At 32.5% G+C, this 6,786-nt stretch carries 7 protein-coding genes and 1 tRNA gene (1 of these 8 cut by a window edge); 1 reads left to right on the top strand and 7 read right to left on the bottom strand.

All coding sequences use genetic code 11. The annotated features are described in order from the left end of the window. Positions 1-23, bottom strand: a tRNA-Ile gene (locus tag ACLRVU_RS11315); it reaches 154 nt to the left of the window's first position. Between the two features lie 192 nt (positions 24-215). Then, the gene (locus ACLRVU_RS11310; protein ID WP_412891943.1) at positions 216-926 is read right to left on the bottom strand and encodes an N-acetylmuramoyl-L-alanine amidase family protein; all 711 of its coding nucleotides are present in this window, start codon (positions 924-926) and stop codon (positions 216-218) included. Positions 927-1,749: 823 nt separating this feature from the next. On the opposite strand from ACLRVU_RS11310, the gene ACLRVU_RS11305 reads away from it, so the two are divergent. Next, on the top strand, positions 1,750-2,184 hold the full coding sequence (locus ACLRVU_RS11305; protein WP_412891942.1) for a hypothetical protein: 435 nt from the start codon (positions 1,750-1,752) through the stop codon (positions 2,182-2,184). Positions 2,185-2,351: 167 nt separating this feature from the next. Here the strand turns inward: ACLRVU_RS11305 and ACLRVU_RS11300 are convergent, their stop codons facing one another. From ACLRVU_RS11300 to ACLRVU_RS11280, 5 genes are all read right to left on the bottom strand, one after another. After that, positions 2,352-3,149: an ABC transporter permease subunit gene (locus ACLRVU_RS11300; RefSeq protein WP_412891941.1), complete on the bottom strand. Its 798-nt coding sequence runs from the start codon at positions 3,147-3,149 to the stop codon at positions 2,352-2,354. Beyond that, positions 3,149-4,030, bottom strand: a complete 882-nt coding sequence (locus ACLRVU_RS11295) for an ABC transporter ATP-binding protein (RefSeq protein ID WP_412891940.1) — start codon at positions 4,028-4,030, stop codon at positions 3,149-3,151. Before ACLRVU_RS11295 ends, ACLRVU_RS11300 begins: the two co-directional genes overlap by 1 nt. Continuing rightward, entirely contained in the window at positions 4,017-4,649 is a 633-nt protein-coding gene (locus tag ACLRVU_RS11290; protein ID WP_412891939.1) for a TetR/AcrR family transcriptional regulator, read from the bottom strand. The genes ACLRVU_RS11295 and ACLRVU_RS11290 overlap by 14 nt, the downstream gene beginning before the upstream one ends. An 88-nt stretch (positions 4,650-4,737) precedes the next feature. Continuing rightward, the gene (locus ACLRVU_RS11285; protein WP_412891938.1) at positions 4,738-5,379 is read right to left on the bottom strand and encodes a TetR/AcrR family transcriptional regulator; all 642 of its coding nucleotides are present in this window, start codon (positions 5,377-5,379) and stop codon (positions 4,738-4,740) included. A 475-nt stretch (positions 5,380-5,854) separates the two neighbouring features. Beyond that, the coding region (locus tag ACLRVU_RS11280; RefSeq protein ID WP_412891937.1) for a BclA C-terminal domain-containing protein at positions 5,855-6,786 on the bottom strand (932 nt) is incomplete at its 5' end.

Below are 6,786 nucleotides of genomic sequence, written 5' to 3'. Positions count from 1 at the left end.
CTAACCAGCTGAGCTACAGGCCCATCAATTGACTGCCTTTATATATTATCACCTGAATCCGTGTTCGTCAACACTTTATAGAAACTTTTTTAAATTATTTTTATCTGCTTATTTTGACAAGATCATTTAGATTCAAACATAAGAAAATAGAGAAAGAAATTCTTTCTCCGAATTTTATTTTATACAAATGAATTGGTCTATTATTTAATACCATTTTATGATATTGGTTCTTCCGGTTCTGTTGGTACCGGTGGAACTTTAGATAAGTTTGTCTCAATTCCATCGGATATCGCAACAGCTAATTTCTTATGATATTTACTAGATGCTAATTGCCCTTTTTCATTCCCATTCGTTAAAAAGCCACATTCTACTAATACTCCCTTTGTTTTTGTACAACGTAACACATAAAAATTAGCACTTTCAATTTTTTTGCGAGTTCCTGTTACTGGCTTCATAGCATCGTGGATATCAGTAGCTAACTCTTTAGCAGTATCACTTTTTCCATAATAAAAAACCTGTGACCCCCAAGTTGAAGAAACGGTGGAAGCATTTAAATGAATACTTATAAATAAGTCAGCATTATAGCTATCGATTTTACGCACACGTAAATACATGTCGTCTTGTTTCGAATAGTTATAATCACGATGCGTTAAATCGTTGTCATCATCTCGTGTAAGATAAACCGTCGCACCACGTGATTCTAATTCTTCTTTAAGCGCTAAACTTATTTTAAGATTTAATTGATCTTCTCTTACTTTCCCTACATTTGCCCCATTGTCCAAACCTCCATGTCCCGGATCAATGACAATGATACGGTTTGTTAAAGTTTGTTCTGCATTTACTTCTTCCGTTTTTTTGTTCGGTTTAAATATAAACAAGCATATTGCAACTGCAATAATCGCTATAACCATTATTTTCTTATACATTTTATCACCTAGGTTATTTTATGTTTTAGGCTCATAAGATATGTTAATTTATTCAAGACATAATTGAGAACAACATTTCATACAACAAAGTAATTAAGTATAGCATTGAAGCATTGATTCCCAATAGAATAAATGCTACCATTATATAAAGACATATAATTACATTTATCTCAATAATTATTTTACTACACGCTAATAATAAAAAATAATATAAAGAATCAGTAGTATATAAGTATTATTGTATTTTATCAATTTAATAACAAGATCTATTACTCCATAATAATTTACTATATCTTAAGCTAATATAATATTTATATGGATCATGTATAACCTTATTCCAATATTTTATTTATCTTTTTCTTTCTGTAAACATTTTGAATCAAGCTGCTATTATTTTATACGTATAGAAAATAGAAGCAAATGGCTGTTAACCTATATTATAAAAGCATTATTTATTCTTGTCTTGTGTCAGTTATTAAAAACTCTATATTTGACTTTCTATTTTAAACAACCAATAGCAATAGATCCATTGATTTTTATAAGAGATACATTATATTTACTCTCTCTGTTTTCTCTTTATTTAATCGGTTTTGTTTATATGAAACGAAATCTATCTTTTGTTGTAGTCACAATAGGTTATATCCTATTATGTTTTATTGACTTAAATATGCATGAGTGGTTCTTGCTTTCTAATTTTCATTTTTTAGATTCCATTATTTATATTTTTATAATTATTATTTGCTTTTTTAATGTAGTTTATTGTCTAAATCGTAGATTAGATAAAATTGACTTAAGTTAATTTTATCTAAAAAGGAGAAAAAATATGATCAAAAAGATAACATTAATTTTTATAGCTTTATTTATTCTAGCAGGATGCAGCTCTCGCACAGAAATTATTAGCAGCCCATTAAATACTACTGTTTCAGCAATAAACAATTCGGATGAGGCTTATGCTGAAATAGATAAAACAAAGAAAACCATTAAGTTACCAATAGAATTAGACATTTCTTTAGAAACCACAAATGATAAAATCGATATTAGTAATCCAAAAAGTGTTATTTATTCTACCCATAATGGAGGAGTATATGTAATAGGTCTTTATGAAGAAAATAATAATAAATACTTGATTACCTACGCCTATTCACTTTCTTCCACCCTTGACAAAGTAGTAATACCCAAAAATTTAACTAATGTCACTATTTACAAAGCAAATGATGAAGTAGTGGAACAAATAAAAGATATTAGTCTTAAAGATTGAATTAATCAAGATAAAAGCAACGAATAACTAATATTTACTGATAGAAGAGTAGCTATATATATCTATTCTTCTTTTTTCATTGACAATTTATCGTAATAAATTCTATACTCTCTAGGCTCACATATAAAAAGCCAAAACAGGTTAATTCTCCTATTTTGACCTTTATTTTATAATGGCAAATCTCTTTTCTTAAAGCAAGCTTGTGCAAAGATAATAGCTACTAAAGAAGCAGCAAACAGTACACCCATACCAATTATTGCAGACTGCTCAAATAACTGCAGTCCTTTGGCATCAAATAAAGTTAATGGTGTCATATATTTTAAAAATTCCATTTTATCACTTACCTGTGAAAGCATTTGAATAAGAATAGAAGCTATCCCGATTCCAGCACCTATTCCAATTGAATACTTTGTTTCATTAAAGCAGCATGCACATAGATAGCAAATACAGGCAAAAAACAAATGAATACCAAACAGCCCGACATTTGTCATAAGAAACTTACCTATTTCCACACTCTCATTAAACAACATTGTACTGCACCCAATAATTAACAGCACTGCATAAAGTATCAGCCCTATCAACCCACTTAATAAAACACCAAGTTGTGTCAGCATCACCTGTGTACGAGTATGAGGTGCAGCAAGCAAATAAGCCATAGATCCCTTATCAATATAGCGGCTCATTAAACGATGACACATAATTACAATATAAATAAACGGTATAACGATAAAGATAAATCCATAAAGATAATTCGTAAGAAAGTCCAGCAGTGTCAATCCCGGATCCGTCATCCCAAAAGCAGCAAAAATCTGTGGCATCGATTCTTTCATTGCATTTAAGCTTTCCCCTAATTTAGGATCGAACATCGCTACAATAACTGATGTATACAATGTCAAAACAGCAATAAATATTAGAAATATTTTATAATTTGTTTTCCACTCTTTTTTAAATAGAACCGTTAGCATTATTGTTCACCTCCATAATAATGTAAAAACAATTCCTCCAAAGACTGAGGTCTGGCATTAAAATCCCTAATATCATACTGACTTAAATTTTTCAATAATTCATTCGTATGTCCTTTTAATGTTAGAATGACTTGTTTTTGATCTCTTTGACATTGGTCATATTGTTCCGCAAACTTGACTGCATCACTTTCTTTATTAAAGTGAATTTCATAATACTTTTGTCTGTTTCTTTTCAAGTTCTCCATTGTTTCGGCAGCCACAATGCTTCCTTCTTTAATCATCACGACTCGATCACACGTATGTTCTACTTCCTCAAAAATATGTGAGGACATCAGTATTGTTTTCCCTTCTTTTTTGGAACGCTGAATCAATTCAACAAACTTATTTTGCATTAATGGATCCAATCCGCTTGTTGGTTCATCCAATATTAAAATTGGTGAATCCTGCATGAAAGCAATAACTAATCCGATTTTTTGCTTCATTCCTTTTGACATTCGCTTCATCTTTCCTTGAGCATCCAGTTCTAAAAACATCATCAGCTCCTCGGCTTTACTCATATCTTTAATATTTTTCATCTGTGCTATAAATTTAATAAATTGAATTCCTGTCATTTCTTCCATAAAGGCAATCTCGCCAGGCAAATAACCTAATTCTTTTTGAACAAGATTCGCTTTTTCAAAACAATCTAAACCTAATATTTTCACTTCACCATGATCCGGCTTTATAAATCCCATCAATTGTCGAATCGTTGTGGTCTTCCCACTTCCATTAGGTCCTAAAAAGCCGAGAACCTCTCCTTTTTTAACAGTGAAATTCACATCAAAAACACCACGTTTATTCCCATAATCTTTCGTAATATGATTTATTTCAATAACATTCATCCTGATATTTCTCCTTATAAGCTAGTTTTTTCATCAACACAAGCCATTCATTAAACGCTTTTTCCATCACTTCTAGGTTAAGTGTTTTGCCAGATATTCGCATATCATGAACAAAGCCATCTGCCATCCATCTTATCATTTTATAAACCCTATATGGCTCAACCCCTGCTTTGAACTTATACTCATCAATTTGGCCAAAATAAACATTATATAATAGATTTTCTTGCTCGTTATTAAATGCATTCACCTGTTTGGCAACACTTTCTTTTTCCAAATAAAAGGCTCGCATCGCAAAGTCTAAGATAGACGGATTCTTTTGCAAAGCCTTCACTTTATTATGAGCTGCATACCTCAATATCTCAAAGAAATCGGTTAACTCTTTTAATTGAATATCTACTATTTGATCTATCATTATCTCCGCTAAATAGTGATAGATATACAAATACAGCTCCTTTTTATTTTGAAAGTAATAAAATAGCAAACCTTTTGGAATCCCTGCTTTACTGGCAATCAGATCGGCAGAAGCATTTTTATAATCGTTTTCAGCAAATACTTGCATCCCCGCATTTATGATACTTTGCTGCATATCTAAAGAAAGTGAATAGAATTTTTCATTCATTTATCTTTTCCTTTCATGATTTTAACAAACCATCTTTTCGCCCTTTTTCTTTTACAATACTATTTTGTTATCTATACATAACTTATTACTATGTAGATTCTGTCTGTTTAACTTGATATTCTTTTTTATACACAAGATATCTCATCATATCCATCCAACTATTAAATTCTTCCAGCATGGCATCAATATTAAATGTTTTTCCAGACATTTGTATATCATGGATATAGCCATCTCCCATCCATCTTAACATTTTATAGATCTTAAACGGTTCAATGCCAGAGTGAAACTTATCTGTATTAATATTACTAAAATACATTTGGTAAAGAACTTCTTCTTGAGCTGTATTCATAGTTTTTAAAGCGTCTGACACTGCTTCCTGTTCAGAATAAAAAGCTCTCATTGCAAACTCCATAATATATGGATTTTTTTCCAGCATCTTTACTTTCCCAGCTCCTGCATATTTTAATAATTCAAAGAAATCAGTAATTTCCAGAAAATGAGTATCTGCAATCTTTTCTTTCATGATTTCCATCAAATAATTATAAACATAGAGATATAATTCTTTTTTATTATGGAAATAGTAGAATAAAAGTCCTTTTGATATCCCAGCTTTAACTGCTATCAGATCAGTTGAAGCTTTTTTATATTCATTTTTCCCGAATACTTCCATTGCAGCATTAACAATTTTTAATTGTTTTTCTTCTGATAGTGTATAGAATTTATCATTCATCTGACTTTGTTCCTTTCATTATTTATACAACTCATACTTTATTCAAAGAAATTGACTTTATCGGTCAATCCTTATTTTAAGAATAACGTATTGACTATTTTTTACAACCCCCTACTGTTATATTTATTAGCTTTTTTCTTATAGAAAAAAATTGGGGGATAAAAAGCAGTAGTGACTATTACAATTTATCGACTTTCTTTATTAAGCGTTAGGAAGACTTTTACCCTAGAATTTATTACATATTTAGAGTATCTGTAACTTTTATTCCTAAGGTTCATGTTTAAGCAATTAATGCAGAGATCATTTTGTACAGCATAGTCTTTTCTTATCCTCATTATAATATGGTGATATGATGTTATAATTTGTTTTAAATTTGTATTATAATATAAGCTCAATTTTATGTTCATACACTTATTTTTTATTTGGCATGAAAAAAGGATTGGCTTTCACCAATCCTTGAAATAGCTTATATCTTTTATTGAGCAGCAGTTTCATCAATTCTTTTTACTGAAAGTGTGACAGAAACACCAGTACCCAGTGTAAGCGTTAATGCTAGTAGTGCGGATACCGCTATAGTTAAGACATCTCCTGCAGTCAATGTTGTTAAAACACTGCCTGAATAAATGGATTCAATACCAATTGCCAAAAGATGAACTTCCTGTGTACTTGGAATAGCTGTACCATTTCTTAACACAGCAAGAGTTACAGCTGCACCTAATGAAGCGGACGCATTAAACATATAGTTAATTTCGTAGACTCCACTTTGTTGAATAGTCAAATTGTTAGCTCCTAAAGTTACATTGCTGGCTGGCATTGTGTTTGGTAATGGCAGCGTAGTAGATCCACCAACGACTAAACTCAATGTTTGAGGTGTATTGTTGTATTTTCCACCATAGGCGGGTAATCCTCCTCCACCACCTGCTGGTCCCTGAGGTCCTGTATCTCCTCTTGGAATTGTAAAATCTAACTCAATGCCATCTGGCAACTGTACGGTTGTAACTTTAGCATCTGTTCCTGGTTCGCTAGTGAAAGTTGGTCCAACGGTTACAATCGGAGTTGCACCGGTTGGTCCGGTTGCACCATCTTCTCCCGTGGCTCCTGTTGCTCCGGTTGGTCCAGTTGCTCCATCTGCTCCTGTGTTTCCTGTAGCGCCTGTTGCTCCAGTTGCGCCTGTTGCTCCAGTTAGCCCAGTATTACCTGTAGCACCTGTTGGTCCTACTAATCCATCTGCCCCAGTATTTCCTGTTGCTCCGGTTGGTCCAGTTGCACCGTCTGCACCTGTGTTTCCTGTAGCACCTGTTGGCCCAGTTGCTCCTGCCGCCCCGGTTGGTCCAGTATTACCTGTAACACCAGTTGGTCCTACTAATCCATCTGCCCCAGTATTTCCTGTTGCTCCGGTTGGTCCAG

Source organism: Beduini sp. (genome assembly GCF_047239305.1).
Taxonomy (GTDB): domain Bacteria; phylum Bacillota_I; class Bacilli_A; order Erysipelotrichales; family Coprobacillaceae; genus Beduini.
Note: the sequence above shows the minus strand (reverse complement) of the source record. Positions and strands in the feature narration are given on the sequence as shown.

Excerpts from the sequence above, each read along its gene's own strand:
- ACLRVU_RS11290 (WP_412891939.1), bottom strand. The coding sequence starts at position 4,649 with ATGAATGAAAAATTCTATTCACTTTCTTTAGATATGCAGCAAAGTATC.
- ACLRVU_RS11285 (WP_412891938.1), bottom strand. The coding sequence starts at position 5,379 with ATGAATGATAAATTCTATACACTATCAGAAGAAAAACAATTAAAAATT.
- ACLRVU_RS11295 (WP_412891940.1), bottom strand. The coding sequence starts at position 4,030 with ATGAATGTTATTGAAATAAATCATATTACGAAAGATTATGGGAATAAA.
- ACLRVU_RS11305 (WP_412891942.1), top strand. The coding sequence starts at position 1,750 with ATGATCAAAAAGATAACATTAATTTTTATAGCTTTATTTATTCTAGCA.
- ACLRVU_RS11310 (WP_412891943.1), bottom strand. The coding sequence starts at position 926 with ATGTATAAGAAAATAATGGTTATAGCGATTATTGCAGTTGCAATATGC.
- ACLRVU_RS11300 (WP_412891941.1), bottom strand. The coding sequence starts at position 3,149 with ATGCTAACGGTTCTATTTAAAAAAGAGTGGAAAACAAATTATAAAATA.